Origin of the sequence: Streptomyces cadmiisoli (assembly GCF_003261055.1) — a bacterium.
GTDB classification, from domain to species: Bacteria; Actinomycetota; Actinomycetes; order Streptomycetales; family Streptomycetaceae; genus Streptomyces; species Streptomyces cadmiisoli.
This window is the reverse complement of the sequence record NZ_CP030073.1, coordinates 7,164,928-7,183,113: the sequence shown is the minus strand read 5'-3', so window position 1 is coordinate 7,183,113 and position 18,186 is coordinate 7,164,928. Positions and strand designations below refer to the sequence as shown.

Sequence of the window (18,186 nt, the reverse complement as noted above, 5' to 3'; positions counted from 1 at the left end):
AGGTGCACATGAGTACGCCCCCTCCACCGCAGGCCCTGACCGCCGACACCCGCCCCGGGACGGGTGACGGTTCCGACGACGGCGCGTTCGCCTGGCTGCGCGCACTCGGTCCGCGCGGCCGGCGCGCCTTCGGCGGCGCTTTCGGCGGCTATGCGCTGGACTCGTACGACTACTTCACGCTGCCGCTGAGCATGGTCGCCCTGGCCGCCTACTTCGGCCTGGACAGCGGACAGACGGGACTTTTCACCACCGTCACGCTCGTCGTCTCCGCGATCGGCGGCGCCCTCGCCGGGGTGCTGGCGGACCGGATCGGCCGGGTGAAGGCACTGATGATCACGGTCATCACGTATGCCGTCTTCACCGTGGCCTGCGGATTCGCGCCCAACTACGAGACCCTGCTGGTCTTCCGCGCCCTGCAGGGCCTCGGCTTCGGCGGCGAGTGGGCGGTCGGCGCCATCCTGGTCGCCGAGTACGCGAGCGCGAAGCACCGCGGGCGCACCCTGGGCGTGATCCAGAGCTCGTGGGCGGTCGGCTGGGCCCTGGCCGTGATCGTGTACACGCTCGTCTTCTCCTACCTCGACCACGACCTCGCCTGGCGCGTGATGTTCTGGACCGGGGCCCTGCCCGCCGTACTGGTCATCTGGATGCGGCGCCGGGTGCACGACGCCCCCGAGGCCGCCGCGGCCCGCGCGAAGAATCCGCACAAGGGGTCGTTCGCGGCGATATTCCGGCGCGGTACCGCCGGCGCTCCGGGTCTGCTGCGCACCACCGTCTTCGCCGTACTGCTCTCCACCGGCGTCCAGGGCGGCTACTACACGCTCGCCACCTGGGTCCCGACCTATCTGAAGACGGAGCGCGACCTGTCCGTCGTCGGCACCGGCGGCTACCTCACGTTCCTCATCTCCGGCGCCTTCCTCGGCTATCTGACCGGCGGTTACCTCACCGACCGGCTGGGCCGCCGCCGCAACATCTGGCTGTTCGCCCTGCTGTCGGCCGTCTGCATCCTGGCCTACGCGAACATTCCCAGCGGCGCCAACACCCTTGTGCTGGTGCTCGGTTTCCCGCTCGGGTTCTGCATGTCGGCCATCTTCAGCGGCTTCGGTTCCTTCCTGAGCGAGCTCTACCCGACCGAGGTGCGCGGCACGGGGCAGGGCTTCACGTACAACACCGGCCGCGCCGTGGGAGCCGTCTTTCCCACGACGGTCGGCTTCCTGGCGGACAGCTGGGGCGTCGGCGGCGCGCTGGTCTTCGGCGCCATCGGCTACGGACTGGCGGCGCTGGCGCTGCTCGGACTGCCCGAGACGCGCGGGAAGGAGCTGATGTGAACCGCACGCAGGACCTGCCCATGACCCTCGTCGACGAGCACGCGCACGCGTGGAGCCCGAGAGCCGCGCGGGCCAGGGTCCGCGCGGGACTGACCGGCCCCACCGCCGGCGTCGCGGCCGGCCACACCCAGGTCAACCTGATCTCGGTGCCCGCGGACTGGGCGTACGACATGCTGCTGTTCTGCCAGCGCAACCCCAAGCCGTGCCCCGTGCTCGACGTCACCGACGCCGGCTCGTGGAAGACGGTGCTGGCGGACGACGCGGACCTGCGCACCGACCTGCCGCGCTACCGGGTCTGGCGGGACGGCGAGTTGGTGGACGAACCGACGGACGTGCTCGACCACTGGCGCGACGACCTGGTGTCGTTCCTGATCGGGTGCAGCTTCACCTTCGAGTGGGCGCTGACCGGCGCGGGCGTCCCGATCCGGCACATCGAGCAGGGCCGGAACGTGCCGATGTACATCACGAGCCGTGAGTGCCGGCCGGCGGGACGGCTGCACGGACCGCTGGTGGTGTCGATGCGCCCCGTGCCGCCCGAGCATCTGCCGGCGGCCATCCGGGAGAGCAGCCTGCTCCCCGCGGTGCACGGCAGTCCCGTGCACTGCGGGGATCCCTCGGGCCTCGGCATCGCCGACCTGGCCCGCCCCGACTTCGGCGACCCGGTGGAGGCCGAGCCGGACGACATCCCCGTGTTCTGGGCCTGCGGCGTGACCCCGCAGGCCGCCGTGATGGCTTCCGGACCGCCGTTCGCCATCACCCACGCACCGGGACAGATGTTCCTGACCGACGCCCGCGACGAGCAGTACCGCGTGGCCTGACTCAGCAGGAGGGGACCCATGACCGCGATCGATCTGAACGCCGACCTCGGCGAGGGCTTCGGCCGCTGGCGGCTGACCGACGACGAGCAACTGCTGTCGGTGGTCACCAGCGCCAACGTGGCCTGCGGCTTCCACGCCGGGGACGCGGCCACCATGCGCCGAGTGTGCCGGCTGGCGGCCGCACGCGGGGTGACGATCGGCGCGCAGGTCTCCTACCGCGACCTGGCCGGGTTCGGGCGGCGCGCCATGGACGTGCCGCCCGACGAGCTGGCGGCCGAGGTCGCCTACCAGATCGGCGCGCTGGAGGTGTTCGCCCGTGCCGCGGGCGCACGCGTTGCCTACGTCAAGCCGCACGGCGCGCTGTACAACCGCGTGGTGCACGACGAGGAGCAGGCCGCCGCGGTCGTCGACGGCGTGCTCCTCGCGGACGCCGCGCTGCCCGTGCTGGGGCTGCCCGGCTCGCGGCTGCTGGACCTGGCCGCGCGGGCCGGACTCCCGGCCGTCCCGGAGGCGTTCGCGGACCGCGCGTACACCGAGCAGGGCACTCTCGTACCCCGCGGCCAGGAGGGCGCCGTCGTCACCGATCCCGACACGGTCGTGGGGCGGTCGGTGAGCCTGGCGCGGTCGGGGACGGTCACCGCCCGCTCGGGCGCGCGGATCGACGTACGCGCGCGTTCCCTGTGCCTGCACGGGGACACACCGGGCGCCGTCGAGCTGGCCCGCCGGGTCCGGCGGCGGCTGGAGGAGTCCGGGGTCCGGGTGGAGGCCTTCGCATGAGGGTGCTGCCGGTCGGCGACCGCGCCCTGCTCGTCGAGGTGTCCTCCGGTGACGAGGCGCAGGCGCTGCACGCGGAACTGGTGCGCCGCCGCGCGGAGGGTTCGCTCACGGTCCGCGAGATCGTGCCGGCGGCCCGCACGGTCCTCCTCGACGGACTCGACGACCCGGTGCGTCTGGCGTCCGAACTCACCGCCACCGAAGTGCCCGTGGCGCCCCCGCGCACGGGCGAGGTCGTGGAGCTGCCGGTGCGCTACGACGGCCCCGACCTCGCGGACGTCGCGGCACTGTGGGGAATGTCGGAGCCGGAAGTCGCCCGGGTCCACGCGGGCACCGAGTTCCTGGTCGCCTTCTGCGGCTTCGCCCCCGGTTTCGGCTACCTCACCGGGCTGCCCCCGCACCTGCACGTCCCGCGCCGGACCACGCCGCGCACCGCCGTCCCGGCGGGTTCGGTGGCGCTGGCCGGTCCGTACACGGGGGTGTACCCGCACGCGTCGCCGGGCGGCTGGCAGTTGATCGGCACCACCGGCGCGGTGCTGTGGGACCACGCGCGCGTGCCGGCCGCGCTGCTGTCGCCCGGCACGCGCGTGCGCTTCGTCCCGGTGGGGCCGTCATGACGGACCGTGCGCTGAGTGTCGTGCGGGCCGGGGCGCTCACCACCGTGCAGGACGGCGGCCGACCCGGGCACGCCCACCTCGGGGTGCCGCGTTCCGGCGCGCTCGACGCCCCCGCCGCGGCGCTGGTCAACCGGCTGGTCGGCAATCCGCCCGAGGCGGCCGTCCTGGAGACGACCCTCAACGGCTGCGCGCTGCGCCCGCGTCGCCCGGTCACCGTGGCGGTCGGGGGCGCGCCCTGCCCGGTCACGGTGGACGGACGCCCGGTCGCCTGGGGCGCGCCGGTACGGGTGCCCGCCGGGGCACTGCTGGACGTCGGCGCCGCCGTCCGCGGGGTGCGCAGCTACGTGGCCCTGTCCGGCGGCGTCGCCGTCGAGCCCGTCCTCGGCAGCCGCGCCACGGACCTGCTGTCCGGCCTCGGGCCGCCGCCCCTGACGGACGGAACGGTCCTTCCCCTGGGGCCTCCGGTGGGCAGCCACGCGTGCGTGGACGTCGCTCCGCAGCCGGCGCCCCCGGCCGAACTGGTCCTGCGGGTGACGCTCGGGCCCCGCGACGACTGGTTCACGCCCGCTGCCGCAGGGACGTTCACCTCCCGCGCGTACCGGGTGTCCGCCGCGAGCAACCGCATCGGACTGCGCACCGAGGGACCGGCGCTGGAGCGGGCCGTCGGCGGCGAACTCCCCAGTGAGGGCGTCGTCCTGGGAGCCGTGCAGGTCCCGCCGGACGGCCGTCCGGTCGTCTTCCTCGCAGACCATCCGACCACGGGCGGCTACCCGGTGATCGCGGTCGTCACCGCGGGCGACCTGCCGGCGGCCGCACAGGCGGTGCCGGGCACTCCGCTCCGCTTCGTCGCGGTACGCCGCCGCTGAAGCCCTCGACGCGCGCGCAGGCGGCACGGGGCGCGAAGGGTCCCGGGTGCGTCACTGCTGCGCGGGGTTCTAGGCCGCCTCCGGTTCCGGTCGGTGGCCGGGCACCGGCCTCTGTCCCGGCACCGACAGCTGCTCCGGCCGGGGCCGTTCGCCCGGCGCGGTCCGCCGCCCGGGAACCGGCAGTTGCCCGGGAACCGGGTCCGGTACCGGCAGGGACAGCGCGGCCAGCGCCGCGGACACGTCGTGTGCCGCGCCCAGGTCGAGCCGGCCGCTGGTGCCACGCGCGCGGTGGCGCAGTTCGTCGGCGGCGAGCCGCAGCAGTTGGGGCAGCAGGTCGTTGCAGCGCCGGGCGACCCAGGCGGTGCCCGCGGTGGCCAGCCACCACAGGCTCGCCGATCTGGTGGGCGCGCGGAACTCGGGTTCCAGACAGGGCGCGGCCCCCGTCGCCAGACCGGCGTCCGTGAGCAGTCCGTGGAACCGCACGGCCAGTTGGCGGTGGCCGCGCTCACCGGGGTGCAGCCGGTCCGAGCTCCACATCGCCCGGTCGGTGGTCCAGGCTCCCTCGGCCGCGTGCAGGTGCAGGGCTCCGTGGCGTTCGGAGAGCGCGTGGACCACGGTGTTGACCGCCCGCTGCCGGCGGGCCAGCGGGGCGGCCAGCGCCCCGGGGAGCCCGAGCATCGTGCCGGGGTCGGGCAGGCACGCGGTGAGCAGTGCCGTGTCCTGCCGGGCGAAGGACGCGTAGACCTTGTCGAGGCGCTCGGCGATGTGGTGGATGTCGAACGTGCGGCGCAGCGTGTCGTTGACGCCGACGAGAACGGACACGACGTCCGGCCGCAGGGCCAGAGCCGGGGGCAGCTGGCGTTCCAGCACGTCGCGCGTCTGGGCGCCGCTGACCGCGAGGTTGGTGAATTCGGCGGGCTGTTCGCCGAGCCCGCCGGCGAGCAGCGCGGCCCAGCCTCGCCACCCTTTCCCCACGGGATCGCCCACCCCTTCGGTCAGGGAGTCGCCGAGCGCCACGAAGCGGACGGGTCTCATGCGGCGCCCTCCGCACGCACGAAGGGACGGTCCGGGGCGGTCGCGTCGTGCGCGGCGAGGAACGCCTCCACCGCGGTGGACCACCCGAAGCACTCCGCACGCGCGCGTGCCGCCTCGCGGCGGTCGCGCTCCGGCAGGTCGAGCAGGGTCCGCACGGCGTCCGCGAAGGCGTCCCCGGTGTCCGCGGCGGTGGCTCCGGCCGATCCGATCACCTCCGGCAGCGCGGAGGACGCGCTGGCCACGACGGGCGTACCGCACGCCATGGCCTCCAGTGCGGCGAGCCCGAACGTCTCGGCGGGCCCGGGGGCCAGGCACACGTCGGCGGAGGCCTGGAGCGCGCCGAGCAGCCCCCGGTCGGACACGTGGCCGAGGAAGGCGACCGGCAGATCGCGCTCCCGCGCCCGCTGTTCGAGCCGCGCGCGCAGCGGGCCGTCCCCCGCCACCACGAGCACGGCGCGCACGCCGCGGCGCCGCAGGGACTCCAGGGCGTCGAGCGCGGTGCCGGGCCGCTTCTCCACGGACAGCCGCGAACACATCACGAGCAGTTCCTCGTCCGCACGCGCGTGCCGGTCGCGCAGCGCGCCGTCGCGCAGGGCGGGATGCCGGGCCACCAGGTCCACGCCCAGCGGAGCCCGTACGACGTTGCGGGCGCCGATCCGGACGAACTCCCGCTCGGCGAACTCCGTGGTGCACACGACCCTCGAGTAGGTGTGTGCGGTACGGACGTTGAGCGCGTCGGCGGCGCGCCGGGACAGGTCCTCCGACAGGCCCCAGGTGCGCAGCACGCCGTCGGCGGTCTCGTGCGAGACCATCACGGCGGGGATCCGGGCGCGCCGCGCCCACTTGCCGGTCCACCTGAGCGTCGTCCGGTCGGAGACCTCCAGACGGTCCGGGGCCAGTTCCTCCAGCAGGGCGGCGACCCGGCGCTTGTCGACGAGGACGCGGTAGCCCCCGGTGCCGGGCAGTACCGGACCGGGCAGGGTGATGACGCGGCCCTGCTCGGTGTCGCGGTCCGTGTGCCGTTCGCCCGGCACGATGAGGACGGGGTCGTGGCCCGCCCGTCTGAAGCCCTTGCCGAGCTCGCGCAGGGCGGTGCGCAGCCCGCCCGAGGACGGGGCGACGAAGTTGGCCAGGCGGACGATGCGCAGCGGGGCGTTCATGCCGCCACCGCCGGCCTGCGCGCCTCCAGCACGGCCTCGTAGTGCGTGATCAGCTGGTCGCCGATGGCGGCCCAGGTCCGGCCCTCGACGGTGGCGCGCGCGGCGGCCCCGAAGGCGGCGCGCAGGGCGTCGTCGGCGGCCAGGTGCGCCACGGCGTCCCGGACGGCGTCGGCGTCGCGCGGCGGGACGAGCAGCCCGGTGCGGCCGTGGTCGACCAGGTCCAGCGGGCCGCCGACGGCCGGCGCGACGACGGGAACACCGCTCGCCATGGCCTCCTGCACGGTCTGGCAGAAGGTCTCGAACGGGCCGGTGTGGGCGAAGACGTCCAAGGACGCGAAGATCCGCGCGAGTTCGTCTCCGGTGCGGCGGCCCAGGAAGACCGCGCCGGGCAGTGCCTCGGCCAGACCGGGCCGGCTGGGCCCGTCGCCGACGACCACGACCCGCACACCCGGCAGCCCGCAGACCCCGGAGAGCAGCTCGACGTGCTTCTCGGGCGCGAGCCGACCGACGTAGCCGACGATCAGCTCACCGTTCGGGGCGAGTTCGCGGCGCAGCGCGTCGTCCCGGAGGACGGGGCGGAAGCGCACGGTGTCGACGCCGCGCCGCCACAGGTGCACCCGGGGCACACCGTGGGCCTCCAGGTCGGTCTGCGACGCGGTGGAGGGAGCCAGGGTGCGGTCGGCGGCGGAGTGGACGGAGCGGATGCGGCGCCAGGCCGCGGCCTCGCCGGCGCCCATGTAGGTGCGGGCGTATCCGGCCAGGTCGGTCTGGTAGACGGCGACGGCGGGGACGCCGTAGCGGGCGGCGGCGGCCATGCCCCGGACACCCAGGACGAAGGGGCTGGCCAGGTGCACGATGTCGGCCTCGTGCTCGATCAGCGCGGCGGCCAGCCGCCGGCTGGGGAGGGCGACGCGGACCTGGGGGTAGCCGGGAAGCGGGAGGGAGGGGACGTGGACGACGGGGCAGGGCGCGAGCGAGGCGGCTGCCTTGTTCCCGGGAGCGGGGGCCGGGGCGACGACGAGGGGAGCGTGACCGCGATCGACGAGGTGTCGGGCGGTCTGGAGCGCGCAGTGGGCCACGCCGTTCACGTCGGGGGGAAAGGATTCGGTCACTATGACGACACGCATAGGGGTGTTGTCGCCGCACTGGACGTGGCCGCGTCAACGTCGATCTTTCCGGACGGGGAACGATCCATGAGCGTTGCGCTGCGCACCCGAGCAGGTCGGACCGCGTCCACGCGCCCCTGACTCCGGGGTCACCCGCTGTTCACCCGACGGGCCCGCTACGTCCGAAATAAGCCGTCGGGCCCGTCAGGTCGGAGTTCACACGGCGGAGGAGTCGGGTCCGATGCGGCTGCGGACCGCCGTCTGGACCTCCGCCTCCTCGGCGGGGTCGGCGGCGAGCCGGCGCAACTGCTCGACCACACGGGCGTCGCCGGTCTCGGCGTGCCGGGCGGCGATCTCGCGGGTGGTCTCCTCGCAGTCCCACAGGCACTCGACGGCGAAGCCGGCGGCGAAGGACGGATCGGTGGCGGCCAGGGCGCGGGCGGCCCTGCCGCGCAGATGGGACGAGGCGGTCTCGCGGTAGACGTGGCGCAGTACGGGGGCGGCGCAGGCGATGCCGAGCCGGCCGGCGCCGTCGACGAGGGTCCACAGCGTCGGCGCGTCCGGTCCCTCGCCGCGCACGGCGTCGCGCAGGGCGCCGAGGACCAGGTCGCTGTCCTTGGCCCCGCCCAGACAGGCGAGCATGCGCCCGGCGCCGGCGCCGAGCGGGTCGGGCCGGCGGGCCCAGCCGCGGGCCCGGTCGACGGCGGCGACGCTGCGCATCCGCTCGAAGGCGTCGACGGCGGCCTCCACGACCGGGGCCGGGCCGGTGGCGACGGCGGCCTCGATGAGGTTCAGGGCGTCGGGATCGTCGCAGTCGGCGAGGTAGCGCAGCGCGGTGCAGCGGGCGCCCTCGGTGCCGTCCTTGGCGGCCCGGACGATCTCGGGCCGGTCGTCGGGACCCGCGACGGCGGAGAGGCAGCGGGCGGCGGGCACATGGAGGGCTGCACCGCGTTCGATGCCCTGCTGGGCCCACTCGAACACGGCCTGCACGCTCCAGCCCGGACGGGGTCCGGTGGGCCGCATCTGCCGCTGCCACCGGTCGAAACAGCCGGCTTCCTGCGCGGCACGCACGCGGGTGGCGACGGATTCGCGGGGATCGTCGGCCCACAACCGCCAGGGCCGGGGCTCGAAGGCGTCGCGCACGGCGGCGGCCAGTTCGGCCTCGCCCTGGGGGTCGGCCGGGAACCGGGCCAGCACAGGTGCCGCAAGGGCGCGCAGACCGGCGTCGTCGTCGCGCAGCGCCAGCTCGTCCAGGGCCCAGGCCCAGTTGGAACCGTGGGCGGCGTACCTGCGCAGCAGCGCGAGCGCGTCGAGCCTGCCGTAGGAGGCGAGGTGGCCCAGGACGGCGAGCGCGAGACCGGTGCGGGAGTCGTCGGTGTCGACGATGTCCTCGGGGTCGAAGAGATGCGCCTCGATGGCGTCCAGTTCGCCGCCGAGGTCCAGGTACAGACGGGCGTAGTAAAGGGAGCGGTTCTCCACCTGCCAGTCGTGGCGGGGGTCGTTCAGCACGCACTGGTTCAGGGCCGCGAGGGCCTCGGACCGCGGAGCGGTGAGCGCGTGCAGTGTGCCGTCGCCACGGCCCCGCTGGAGCAGGCCGAGCAGGGTACCGCTGGGCGCTATGACCGGATCGAACATGGGAAACAGCCTCACATCAAGCGTCGACGCAACCGGGAAACGTGCACTACCTGGCCGCGTGACAACACGTCGGGGCGCCCGCCGTCTCTTGCTTGCTGTAGACCATCTTCCTCTGCCTCTCGTCGGTGGCCCATGCGGACCGCGTCACGGCCCGCGCGGTGCGGCAACACCTGCCCAGCCATCGCGTCCGTGAATCACGACGTCATGATGACCCGGCTGTTCGTGATGCCGCGACCGAAATTTCCGGCGGCCCTGTACCGCCTCCCCCGTTTTCCGTGTCCTGCCTGACCGATCGGCCTTTCCGCCCGGTCAGGGTCTTCGGTTCAGTGCGCGCCGAACAATTCCAGCAGTTCCTTGCGGCCGAACATCCGGGCCGTGTCGACGGCCGACGGGGTGCCCGCGGCCGGGTCGGCGCCGGCCTCCAGGAGAACCTTGATCACTTCTTCCTCGCCCTTGAAGACCGCCCCCGCGAGGGGTGTCTGGCCTCGGTCGTTGACGCGGTCGGCCTCGGCGCCGCGCGCGAGGAGCTCACGCACGGTGGCGGCGTGCCCGTGATAGGCGGCGAGCATGACGAGGGAGTCGCCCCGGTCGTTGGTGAGGTTGGCCGGAACGCCCGCGTCGACGTACGCCGAGAGGGCCTCGGTCTGCCCCCGCCGGGCCAGATCGAAGATCTTGGTCGCGAGCTCCACGACCTCGGGGTCGGGGGCTTCGGTCATCAGCCGGACCGCCTCTCACTTGCGCACGTCGGGGACGAGGGGGAGCCAAGCGTACGACTGCGAGCGGTGCGGCCGTACGGGTGAATTGCCAGCGTACTGGCTGCGCGGGCACATGACCGGCCCCGTCCCAGGCAAAGATCAGCGATGCACCCGTCGGGCGCAATCGCCCCGCCGGACCGGCCCGTCACGACTCCGCCACAAGGGCGAAAAGTACGAAATTTCACCCGGTTGCACCTTTAATCGTATGGATACATGCTGTGATCCTGGAAGAACTCACGGTGACTGTCCCCCAAGACACCAGGAGACCTCATGATTCTGTCCATCTCAGGCGTCGTCCTGCTCGGCATCGTCGTGTTCATCTTCTTCCGCAAGGACGGACTCAAAGCGTCCCACGCCTGCATCTCGGCCCTGTTCGGCTTCTACCTCGCGAGCACGGCCATCGCCCCGAGCATCAAGGCCGGCGGCGAGAGCCTGGCGAGCCTCCTGGGCGGCTTCAAGTTCTGACCCCGCGCCCCCGGGGACGCACCATCCCGCTCGTACGCACCTCCAGGAGACACCAGTGGCCCGCCCCCTCCCCCGCATTCTGAGCAACGGCAGCACGCAGCTCGCCCGGAGCCGGGATCTGGCACGGACGGCGGCCGACAGCGCCACCGACGTCCTCCACCCGCTGATCACGATCACTCGCGGTCTGCGCCGGCTGGCCTCGGCCGGGCGGCGCAAGTGGGCGGAGACTCCCAAGGACAGACGTGGCCCACTGCTGTTCCTGGGAGCCTCGGCGGTCCTCGTCCTGGCGCTCGTGCCGTACGGCCCGCTGCTCGCCGTCATCACCGTGATGGCGGCGGCAGCCTGGCAGGGCCGCGACCGCGGTCCGGCGACGCCGGAGGGCCCCGACGAGACCCAGACACAGCGCCTGCACTCGCTGTACGAGGCGATGGTCCCGCATTTCTCCACGGCCGACGATCCCGCTCCCCTGTACGCCCACGGCGGCGAATGGGACAAGGCCTTCCCTGAATACGCGTTCGACACGACCGGACGCATCACGCACCTTCTGGTCCGCTACCCGGCGTACTTCCCGGACGGCGAGCCCGAGTCCCGCGCCCGCGTCGAGCACCTGCTCTCGGCGAAGTCGGGCCGCGGCCGCGAGTACCACTTCGAGTGGGACGCGGAGGGGAACGAGCTGACAGTCACCGTGCTGGCTCCCCTGCCCACCGACATCGCCCCCCAGCGCTTCGTGACGGCACCCGGCGAGACGGTCCTCGGCTTCACGGACCCCACGGAGGTCCAGCGCACGCTCCCCCTCACCCACGGCACGGGGCAGCGCGACATCCCGCCCGTCGTCTGGCGCACGGGCACCCGTTCCACCGAACCGCATCTGCTCGTCGCCGGCCGGCCGGGCAGCGGCACGTCGACACTGCTGCGCTGCATCGCGCTCCAGGCCCTCCAGTACGGCGACATCGTGGTCGTCGAGGGCGGCGGCACCGACGACCACGCGTGCCTGACCGGCCGGGACGGGGTGCTGGCCGTCGAGTCCGCCCTCGCCGGGGCGCTGGCCAGCCTGGAATGGGCCACCGCCGAGACGGAGCGCCGGCTGATCGCGGCGAACCGCGCCCGGCAGGCCGGCCATCCGCCGCCGGAGGACACGAAGCGTCCCCTGTGGATCCTCCTGGACCGGCCGACCGCGCTGAGCCACGTGGCCGCCGCCGAGGGCCACAAGGACCCGCTGTCCCTGCTCCAGGTGCCGCTGCGGCACGGGCGTGCCGCCAACGTCACGGTGGTCGTCGCCGAGCAGTTCGACGGCCTCGACGCCCTGACCGAATCCGTGGCCCGGCACACGAGTGCGCGTGTCGTGCTCGGTCCGGCCACCGCTGAGCACCTCGAAGCGGTCCTGGGCGCGCCCCCGCAGAGCACACCGGTCGCCCAGCTCCCGTCCGGGCGCGGCTACGCCCGACTGGGCGCGGGCCCGGTCCTGCGCCTCCAGGTGCCCGCGACCCCGGACCCGTACGACGAGGCGACGACCGAGGCCGACCGGCAGGCGGTGCTGGACCTGCTGCCGCAGCGGACGACACCGGCGGACGCGGAGCCGGAACGCACACCCGCGCAACCGGAGCCGGTACCGGCGGAGGCGGTCACGGCCGAAGCGGTGACGGCCGAGGCGGTCACCGCGGAACCGGTGGTGGTCAAGGCGGCGGCCGAACCGGTGGTGGCCGAGGCGGTCACGGCGGAACCGGTGGTGGCCAAGGCGGTGGTGGCCGAGCCGTCACGGGCGAGTTCGTAGCCCTGGGGCTCCACGGGGTCGGCGCCGGTGCCGGGGCCCTGCGGAGCCCTACCCCTCGATGCGCACGCTCCGCCTCAGGCCACGAACGACCCCGGCGCCACCGCGCCCACCGCGCCTCCGCTCTCCACCAGCCGTGCCGCGGCGGCCAGGCGTACCGCCGCCTCCTCGGCCACCGCGCCCCCGACGGTGAACGGCAGCCGCACATACCCCTCGAAGGCGCCGTCCACCCCGAAGCGCGGACCGGACGGCACCCGGAGTCCGACGCGCTCCCCCGCCTCCGCGAGCCGCGAGCCCGACAGCCCCCCGGCCCGCACCCACAGCGTGAGCCCGCCCCGGGGCACCTCGAACTCCCAGTCGGGCAGTTCCCGGCGCACCGCGGCGACCAGGGCGTCCCGGTTGTCCCGGGCCTGCTCCCGGCGGACCGCCACGGCCTGCTCCCAGCCCCCGGTGCCGAACAGCCAGTTCACGGCGAGCTGCTCCAGCACGGGCGTGCCCAGGTCGGCGTACGCGCGCGCGGCGACCAGGCTGCGGATCACGTCCGGCGCGGCCCGCACCCAGCCGATCCGCATGCCCGCCCAGAACGCCTTGCTGGCCGATCCCACGGTGATGACGGTCGATCCGGCCGGGTCGAAGGCGCACACGGGACGCGGCATCTCCACCTCGGGGTCCAGCCACAGCTCGGTCATGGTCTCGTCGGCGACGAGCACGGTACCGGCCGAACGGGCGGCCTCCACCAGCCGGCGCCGCTGGTCCTCGTCGGCGAGCGCGCCGGTCGGGTTGTGGAAGTCGGCGACGACGTACGCGATCCTCGGCGCGGCCTCCCGCAGCACCTGCCGCCAGCGGTCGACGTCCCACCCGGTGAGCCCTTCGGCCATCGCCACGGGCACCAGCCGGGCGCCCGCCTCCCGCATCAGCTGGAGGATGTTGGCGTAGGACGGCGACTCGACCGCGATGCGCTCGCCGCGGCCGCCGAACAGATGGCAGATGGCGTCGATGGCGCCCATCGCGCCGGTCGTCACCATGATCTGTTCCGGCATCGTGGGAATCCCGCGCGCCGTGTAGCGGTCGGCGATCATCGCGCGCAGGGCGGGCAGCCCGGCCGGGTAGTCGCCGTGCGTGCGGGCGTACGGCGGCAGTTCCTCCAGGGCGCCCTGGACGGCGCGGGTGAGCCACGGCTCGGGGGCGGGCAGGGCGGCGCAGCCGAGGTCGATCACCGAGCCGAGCGCCTCCGGCGGGAGCGGTTCGAGGCCGCGCGCCGGGATCGGGTTGCCGGCCGGCACGGCGGTCCAGCTGCCCGCGCCCCGCCGGGACTCCAGGAACCCTTCGGCGCGCAGCGCCTCGTAGGCGGCGGCGACGGTCGTACGGCTGACGGACAGGGCGAGGGCGAGTTCGCGCTCGGCGGGCAGCCGGGCGGCGACGGGGACGCGCCCTTCGAGCACCAGCAGGCGGACGCCGTCGGCGAGCGCGCGATAGGCGGGGGGACGGCGGGATCCGGGTCCGGCCGGGCGGTCCTGCTGCGACGTGAGCAGCCGGGCGAGCTGCGCCGCCCCCACCGCCGAGGTCCACTGCGGCATGATTACCAGTCCACCTTCCCCGAATTGGCCGTGGATGGCTTTCCATCCCAAGCCACAGAGTGTCACGCATCAGGCCACTACGACCACCAGGGGGCACGTCTTGTCCACGCAGGGGCATCTCGCACGTCGGCTGTTCCAGCTCTACGCCGGACTCACGCTCTACGGCGTGAGCTCCGCGCTCCTGGTGAAGTCGGGTCTCGGCCTCGAACCCTGGAACGTGCTGCACCAGGGCCTCGCGGAGCGCACCGGGCTGTCCATCGGCGTGGTCCTGATCATCGTGGGCGCGGCCGTGCTGCTGCTGTGGATCCCGCTGCGCCAGCGCCCCGGCCTCGGCACCGTGTCCAACATCTTCGTGATCGGCGTGGCCCTCGACGCCACGCTGGCCCTGGTGCCCGAAGCCCGCACCCTGCCCGTGCAGGTGCCGCTGATGGTGTCCGGCGTCGTGCTCAACGGCGTCGCCACCGGCCTGTACATCGCGGCCCGCTTCGGGCCCGGCCCGCGCGACGGCCTGATGACGGGACTGCACCAGCGCACCGGCCGCTCCATCCGCCTGATCCGGACCTGCGTCGAGGTGGCGGTCGTGGCGACCGGCTTCGCCCTGGGCGGCACCGTCGGCCTCGGCACGCTGCTGTACGCGGTGTCGATCGGCCCGCTCGCCCAGGTCTTCCTGCGGGTGTTCGCCGTCCCCCCGGCATCCGGCGGCAGCACCGTCGTTGCCACCGGTCAACCCCGGCGCGCGATACTGCGTCCGTGAGCACGCGCATACGCCATCCGTACCTCGACCATCCCGGTCCGATCCCCTTCGCCCACCGGGGCGGTTCGGCGGACGGCCTGGAGAACACCGTCCTGCAGTTCCGGCGGGCCGCCGAGGCGGGTTACCGGTACATGGAGACCGATGTGCACGCCACCCGCGACGGACGGCTCGTCGCCTTCCACGACTCGACGCTGGACCGGGTGACCGACGGCGCGGGCCGGATCGCCGATCTGCCGTGGGAGGACGTCCGGCACGCGCGTGTGGCGGGCAGCGAACCGGTGCCGCTGTTCGAGGAACTCCTGGAGACCTTCCCCGAGGTGCGGTGGAACGTCGACCTCAAGGCGGAGTCGGCCCTGCACCCGTTCCTGGAGCTGATCGGGCGCACGAACGCCTGGGACCGGGTCTGCGCCGGTTCGTTCTCCGAGGCCCGCGTGATCCGCGCCCAACGCCTGGCGGGGCCCCGTCTGGCGACGTCGTACGGCACGCGCGGCGTGCTCAACCTGCGGATGCGCTCCTGGGGCGTGCCGGCCGCGCTGCGCCGTTCGGCGGTCGCGGCGCAGGTGCCGGAGGCGCAGTCCGGGATCCAGGTGGTGGACCACCGCTTCGTACGGGCCGCGCACGCGCGCGGGTTGCAGGTGCATGTCTGGACGATCAACGAGGCGGAGCGGATGCACCGGCTCCTGGACCTCGGCGTCGATGGCATCATGACCGATCACATCGACACGTTGCGCAAGGTCATGGAGGACCGGGGCGTCTGGGTCTGACCCCGGACCGCCGCCGCGCACGGCACTTCTCGGGGAAGCGAGGGCAGGGGTGGGGACCGGGACGGTGCGGACGCCGGAGGCCGACGGGGCCGCCGAGCGCAAGCGCGAACAGCGCGGGTGGTACTTCTACGACTGGGCGTGCTCGGTCTATTCGACGAGCGTGCTCACGGTGTTCCTGGGGCCGTATCTGACGACGGTCGCGGAGGCCGCGGCGGACGACGAGGGGTTCGTGCATCCGCTGGGCATCCCGGTGCGGGCCGGTTCCTTCTTCGCGTACTCGGTGTCCCTCTCGGTGATCGTGGCCGTCGTGATCATGCCCCTCGTGGGCGCCGCGGCGGACCGCAGCGGCCGCAAGAAGCCCCTCCTGGGCGCGGCCGCGTACATCGGCGCCGCAGCTACGGCGGGCATGTTCTTCCTGGACGGCGACCGCTACCTGCTCGGCGGCCTGCTCCTGATCGTCGCCAACGCGGCGCAGTCCGTGGCGATGATGCTCTACAACTCCTACCTGCCGCAGATCGCCCCGCCGGCGGAACGCGACGCGGTCTCCTCCCGGGGCTGGGCCTTCGGCTACGCGGCCGGCGCGCTGGTCCTCGTCGCCAACCTGATCCTCTACCTCGCCCACGACTCGTTCGGCCTCACGGAGTCCATGGCGGTCCGTATCTGCCTGGCGTCGGCCGGATTGTGGTGGGGTGCGTTCGCCCTCGTTCCGCTGCGCCGGCTGCGCGACCGCCGCTCACCGGCCCGGGAGGCGACCGTGACGGGCTGGCGGCAGCTCGCCGCGACGGTCCGCGACATGCGGCGCCACCCGCTCACCCTGTCCTTCCTGCTGGCCTACCTCGTCTACAACGACGGCATCCAGACGGTGATCACCCAGGCCTCCGTCTACGGCTCCAAGGAACTGGGGCTCGACCAGTCCACGCTGATCGGCGCGGTGCTGCTGGTCCAGGTCCTCGCGGTGTTCGGCGCCCTCGGCCTTGGCCGGCTGGCCCGCCGGCACGGCGCGAAGCGCACGATCCTCGGTTCGCTCGTCGCCTGGACGCTGATCCTGGCGATCGGGTACTTCCTGCCGGCCGGGGCGCCGGTGTTCTTCTTCGTGCTGGCGGCCGGGATCGGTCTCGTGCTCGGCGGCAGCCAGGCGCTGTCCCGCTCCCTGTTCTCCCACCTGGTCCCCCCGGGCAAGGAGGCCGAGTACTTCTCTGCGTACGAGCTGAGCGACCGCGGCACGAGCTGGCTGGGCCCGCTGCTGTTCGGCCTGACCTACCAGCTGACCGGAAGCTACCGGGACGCGATCATCTCGCTGGTGGCGTTCTTCGCCCTCGGCTTCGTGCTGCTGGCCCGGGTTCCGGTGCGGCGTGCGATCGCCGACGCCGGGAACCCGGTGCCCGAAAGGATTTAGCACACAGGACGAAAGCGCTGTAGTGTACGCGTTTGGCCTGCCAGGCGTACCGTTACTGCGCGTCAAAGATGCCGAAACGCTGGGTGACATCTGCTGTCAGATGTGACAAACCGGGCGCGGGTGGGTACAACATGGGCGGCTACGACGGCGACGCACGACCCGGAACGGGACTCCGAACGGGAATCTTTACCGCCGACCGGACGTTGACCGGATGACGACGACAGCGACACCTGTCCTGTGGGCGACAAGCCCGGGAGGCACGATTCATGAGTGAGCGAGCTCTTCGCGGCACGCGCCTCGTGGTGACCAGCTACGAGACGGACCGCGGCATCGACCTGGCCCCGCGCCAGGCCGTGGAGTACGCATGCGAGAAGGGGCACCGCTTCGAGATGCCCTTCTCGGTCGAGGCGGAGATCCCGCCGGAGTGGGAGTGCAAGGTCTGCGGTGCCCAGGCACTCCTCGTGGACGGCGACGGTCCGGAGGAGAAGAAGGCGAAGCCCGCGCGCACGCACTGGGACATGCTGATGGAGCGGCGCACCCGAGAGGAGCTCGAAGAGGTCCTCGAGGAGCGGCTCGCCGTTCTGCGGTCCGGCGCGATGAACATCGCGGTCCATCCCCGAGACAGCCGCAAGTCCGCGTAGTAATTGCGCGGCTCGGGCCGGATTCAGTACACGACAAGCGAACAGACTGCGGGCGCCGCACGTGAGATCACGTGCGGCGCCCGCAGTCATGTCCGAAGACCGGCCTGTCCGCCCGGGCTCCCGAACGGGTGGTCAGCGGTTCAGCGGCGGGCGCGGATCGCGCGGGGCGCCCTCCGGCTCGTCCCGGATGACATCACCCTGCACGACCTTTCCGTCCGGCCGGTGAATGCGCGCCTGCTGGAACGCGTCGCCGAGGCTGCCAGGGGTGGCCTCACGCAGCTTGCGGTCGACCGTGCGCTCCGCGAACCGGCCGACGGCCTTCTGGACCGGCGGGAGGAGCAGCAGGAGTCCGGCCGCGTCAGAGATCAGTCCGGGGACCATCAGGAACAAACCGCCCAGCATCGTCAGGCCGTTCCCACCGCCGCCCGCCGGTGTCCCGCCCCGCTGGAGCGCCTCGTTCAGGTTCTGGAAGGCGCGCCGGCCGGCCCGCTTGACGACCACCGCGCCGAGCACCAGCCCGGCGAGCAGCAGCAGGAAGACCGTGAACCCGTTCGTCGCGCCGGCGACCACGGTCAGCAGCCAGATCTCCAGCACCAGCCAGGCGGCGATGCCCAGAGGCAGGAAGGTGCGCACCCGCGAACGGCGGGGTCGCGTGGGGTGGCCGGGGTCCGAAGCGCCGATCGTCATGCACCCAGTGTGCCTGGGCCCGGCTCAGTGCGGGATAAGCGTG

18 protein-coding genes are annotated in these 18,186 nt (G+C 73.4%); 11 read left to right on the top strand and 7 right to left on the bottom strand.

Features of this window, described 5'->3' with window-relative positions:
- Positions 1-8 precede the first annotated feature (8 nt).
- Genes DN051_RS31645 through DN051_RS31625 form a run of 5 tightly spaced genes read left to right on the top strand, consistent with a single transcriptional unit; the run spans position 9 to position 4,400 of the window.
- Positions 9-1,325 (top strand): MFS transporter, encoded by a 1,317-nt coding sequence (locus tag DN051_RS31645; RefSeq protein ID WP_053759910.1) that lies wholly within the window; start codon positions 9-11, stop codon positions 1,323-1,325.
- A gap of 20 nt (positions 1,326-1,345) precedes the next feature.
- Positions 1,346-2,143 carry a putative hydro-lyase gene (locus DN051_RS31640; protein WP_112442533.1) on the top strand — a complete coding sequence of 266 codons (798 nt, stop codon included), beginning with the start codon at positions 1,346-1,348 and terminating at the stop codon, positions 2,141-2,143.
- 18 nt (positions 2,144-2,161) lie between these two features.
- Positions 2,162-2,920 (top strand): LamB/YcsF family protein, encoded by a 759-nt coding sequence (locus tag DN051_RS31635; RefSeq protein WP_053759908.1) that lies wholly within the window; start codon positions 2,162-2,164, stop codon positions 2,918-2,920.
- Positions 2,917-3,534 (top strand): 5-oxoprolinase subunit B family protein, encoded by a 618-nt coding sequence (locus tag DN051_RS31630; RefSeq protein ID WP_053759907.1) that lies wholly within the window; start codon positions 2,917-2,919, stop codon positions 3,532-3,534. Before DN051_RS31635 ends, DN051_RS31630 begins: the two co-directional genes overlap by 4 nt.
- Positions 3,531-4,400, top strand: coding sequence for a 5-oxoprolinase subunit C family protein (locus DN051_RS31625; RefSeq protein ID WP_053759906.1), 870 nt, complete (start codon positions 3,531-3,533; stop codon positions 4,398-4,400). Before DN051_RS31630 ends, DN051_RS31625 begins: the two co-directional genes overlap by 4 nt.
- Positions 4,401-4,469: 69 nt before the next feature.
- Here DN051_RS31625 and DN051_RS31620 read toward each other — a convergent pair whose 3' ends face one another.
- From DN051_RS31620 to DN051_RS31595, 5 genes are all read right to left on the bottom strand, one after another.
- Positions 4,470-5,435, bottom strand: coding sequence for an SGNH/GDSL hydrolase family protein (locus DN051_RS31620; protein WP_112440095.1), 966 nt, complete (start codon positions 5,433-5,435; stop codon positions 4,470-4,472).
- Complete coding sequence (locus DN051_RS31615; RefSeq protein ID WP_053759904.1) at positions 5,432-6,595, bottom strand: glycosyltransferase; 1,164 nt, start codon at positions 6,593-6,595, stop codon at positions 5,432-5,434. The genes DN051_RS31620 and DN051_RS31615 overlap by 4 nt, the downstream gene beginning before the upstream one ends.
- Positions 6,592-7,722 (bottom strand): glycosyltransferase family 4 protein, encoded by a 1,131-nt coding sequence (locus tag DN051_RS31610; protein ID WP_053759903.1) that lies wholly within the window; start codon positions 7,720-7,722, stop codon positions 6,592-6,594. The genes DN051_RS31615 and DN051_RS31610 overlap by 4 nt, the downstream gene beginning before the upstream one ends.
- A gap of 195 nt (positions 7,723-7,917) precedes the next feature.
- Complete coding sequence (locus tag DN051_RS31605) at positions 7,918-9,336, bottom strand: HEAT repeat domain-containing protein (RefSeq protein ID WP_112440093.1); 1,419 nt, start codon at positions 9,334-9,336, stop codon at positions 7,918-7,920.
- Positions 9,337-9,659: 323 nt separating this feature from the next.
- A complete protein-coding gene (locus tag DN051_RS31595; protein WP_053759901.1) occupies positions 9,660-10,052 on the bottom strand; it encodes an ankyrin repeat domain-containing protein in 393 nt (130 codons plus the stop codon).
- A 309-nt stretch (positions 10,053-10,361) separates the two neighbouring features.
- On the opposite strand from DN051_RS31595, the gene DN051_RS31590 reads away from it, so the two are divergent.
- Together DN051_RS31590 and DN051_RS31585 are read left to right on the top strand one after the other, a co-directional pair.
- Entirely contained in the window at positions 10,362-10,556 is a 195-nt protein-coding gene (locus DN051_RS31590; protein WP_053759900.1) for a hypothetical protein, read from the top strand.
- Positions 10,557-10,611: 55 nt separating this feature from the next.
- A complete protein-coding gene (locus tag DN051_RS31585; RefSeq protein ID WP_112440091.1) occupies positions 10,612-12,327 on the top strand; it encodes an ATP-binding protein in 1,716 nt (571 codons plus the stop codon).
- A 74-nt stretch (positions 12,328-12,401) separates the two neighbouring features.
- On the opposite strand, the gene DN051_RS31580 is transcribed toward DN051_RS31585, so the two are convergent.
- Positions 12,402-13,901: an SCO1417 family PLP biosynthesis transcription factor gene (locus DN051_RS31580; protein ID WP_053759898.1), complete on the bottom strand. Its 1,500-nt coding sequence runs from the start codon at positions 13,899-13,901 to the stop codon at positions 12,402-12,404.
- A 100-nt stretch (positions 13,902-14,001) separates the two neighbouring features.
- Here DN051_RS31580 and yczE point away from each other — a divergent pair, with 100 nt between their 5' ends.
- From yczE to DN051_RS31560, 4 genes are all read left to right on the top strand, one after another.
- Positions 14,002-14,655, top strand: a complete 654-nt coding sequence (yczE, locus tag DN051_RS31575) for a membrane protein YczE (RefSeq protein ID WP_053759897.1) — start codon at positions 14,002-14,004, stop codon at positions 14,653-14,655.
- Positions 14,652-15,419 (top strand): glycerophosphodiester phosphodiesterase family protein, encoded by a 768-nt coding sequence (locus DN051_RS31570; RefSeq protein ID WP_053759896.1) that lies wholly within the window; start codon positions 14,652-14,654, stop codon positions 15,417-15,419. The genes yczE and DN051_RS31570 overlap by 4 nt, the downstream gene beginning before the upstream one ends.
- A gap of 49 nt (positions 15,420-15,468) precedes the next feature.
- Positions 15,469-16,815, top strand: coding sequence for an MFS transporter (locus DN051_RS31565; protein ID WP_053759895.1), 1,347 nt, complete (start codon positions 15,469-15,471; stop codon positions 16,813-16,815).
- 266 nt (positions 16,816-17,081) lie between these two features.
- Positions 17,082-17,456: an RNA polymerase-binding protein RbpA gene (locus DN051_RS31560; protein ID WP_003977404.1), complete on the top strand. Its 375-nt coding sequence runs from the start codon at positions 17,082-17,084 to the stop codon at positions 17,454-17,456.
- A 132-nt stretch (positions 17,457-17,588) separates the two neighbouring features.
- Here DN051_RS31560 and fxsA read toward each other — a convergent pair whose 3' ends face one another.
- A complete protein-coding gene (fxsA, locus tag DN051_RS31555) occupies positions 17,589-18,143 on the bottom strand; it encodes an FxsA family membrane protein (protein WP_112440089.1) in 555 nt (184 codons plus the stop codon).
- Between the last annotated feature and the right edge of the window lie 43 nt (positions 18,144-18,186).

Bases quoted from the DNA above. Each gene is read 5' to 3' on its own strand.
- DN051_RS31645 (WP_053759910.1), top strand. From the start codon at position 9: ATGAGTACGCCCCCTCCACCGCAGGCCCTGACCGCCGACACCCGCCCC.
- DN051_RS31640 (WP_112442533.1), top strand. From the start codon at position 1,346: ATGACCCTCGTCGACGAGCACGCGCACGCGTGGAGCCCGAGAGCCGCG.
- DN051_RS31635 (WP_053759908.1), top strand. From the start codon at position 2,162: ATGACCGCGATCGATCTGAACGCCGACCTCGGCGAGGGCTTCGGCCGC.
- DN051_RS31630 (WP_053759907.1), top strand. From the start codon at position 2,917: ATGAGGGTGCTGCCGGTCGGCGACCGCGCCCTGCTCGTCGAGGTGTCC.
- DN051_RS31625 (WP_053759906.1), top strand. From the start codon at position 3,531: ATGACGGACCGTGCGCTGAGTGTCGTGCGGGCCGGGGCGCTCACCACC.
- DN051_RS31620 (WP_112440095.1), bottom strand. From the start codon at position 5,435: ATGAGACCCGTCCGCTTCGTGGCGCTCGGCGACTCCCTGACCGAAGGG.
- DN051_RS31615 (WP_053759904.1), bottom strand. From the start codon at position 6,595: ATGAACGCCCCGCTGCGCATCGTCCGCCTGGCCAACTTCGTCGCCCCG.
- DN051_RS31610 (WP_053759903.1), bottom strand. From the start codon at position 7,722: ATGCGTGTCGTCATAGTGACCGAATCCTTTCCCCCCGACGTGAACGGC.
- DN051_RS31605 (WP_112440093.1), bottom strand. From the start codon at position 9,336: ATGTTCGATCCGGTCATAGCGCCCAGCGGTACCCTGCTCGGCCTGCTC.
- DN051_RS31595 (WP_053759901.1), bottom strand. From the start codon at position 10,052: ATGACCGAAGCCCCCGACCCCGAGGTCGTGGAGCTCGCGACCAAGATC.
- DN051_RS31590 (WP_053759900.1), top strand. From the start codon at position 10,362: ATGATTCTGTCCATCTCAGGCGTCGTCCTGCTCGGCATCGTCGTGTTC.
- DN051_RS31580 (WP_053759898.1), bottom strand. From the start codon at position 13,901: ATGCCGCAGTGGACCTCGGCGGTGGGGGCGGCGCAGCTCGCCCGGCTG.
- DN051_RS31560 (WP_003977404.1), top strand. From the start codon at position 17,082: ATGAGTGAGCGAGCTCTTCGCGGCACGCGCCTCGTGGTGACCAGCTAC.
- fxsA (WP_112440089.1), bottom strand. From the start codon at position 18,143: ATGACGATCGGCGCTTCGGACCCCGGCCACCCCACGCGACCCCGCCGT.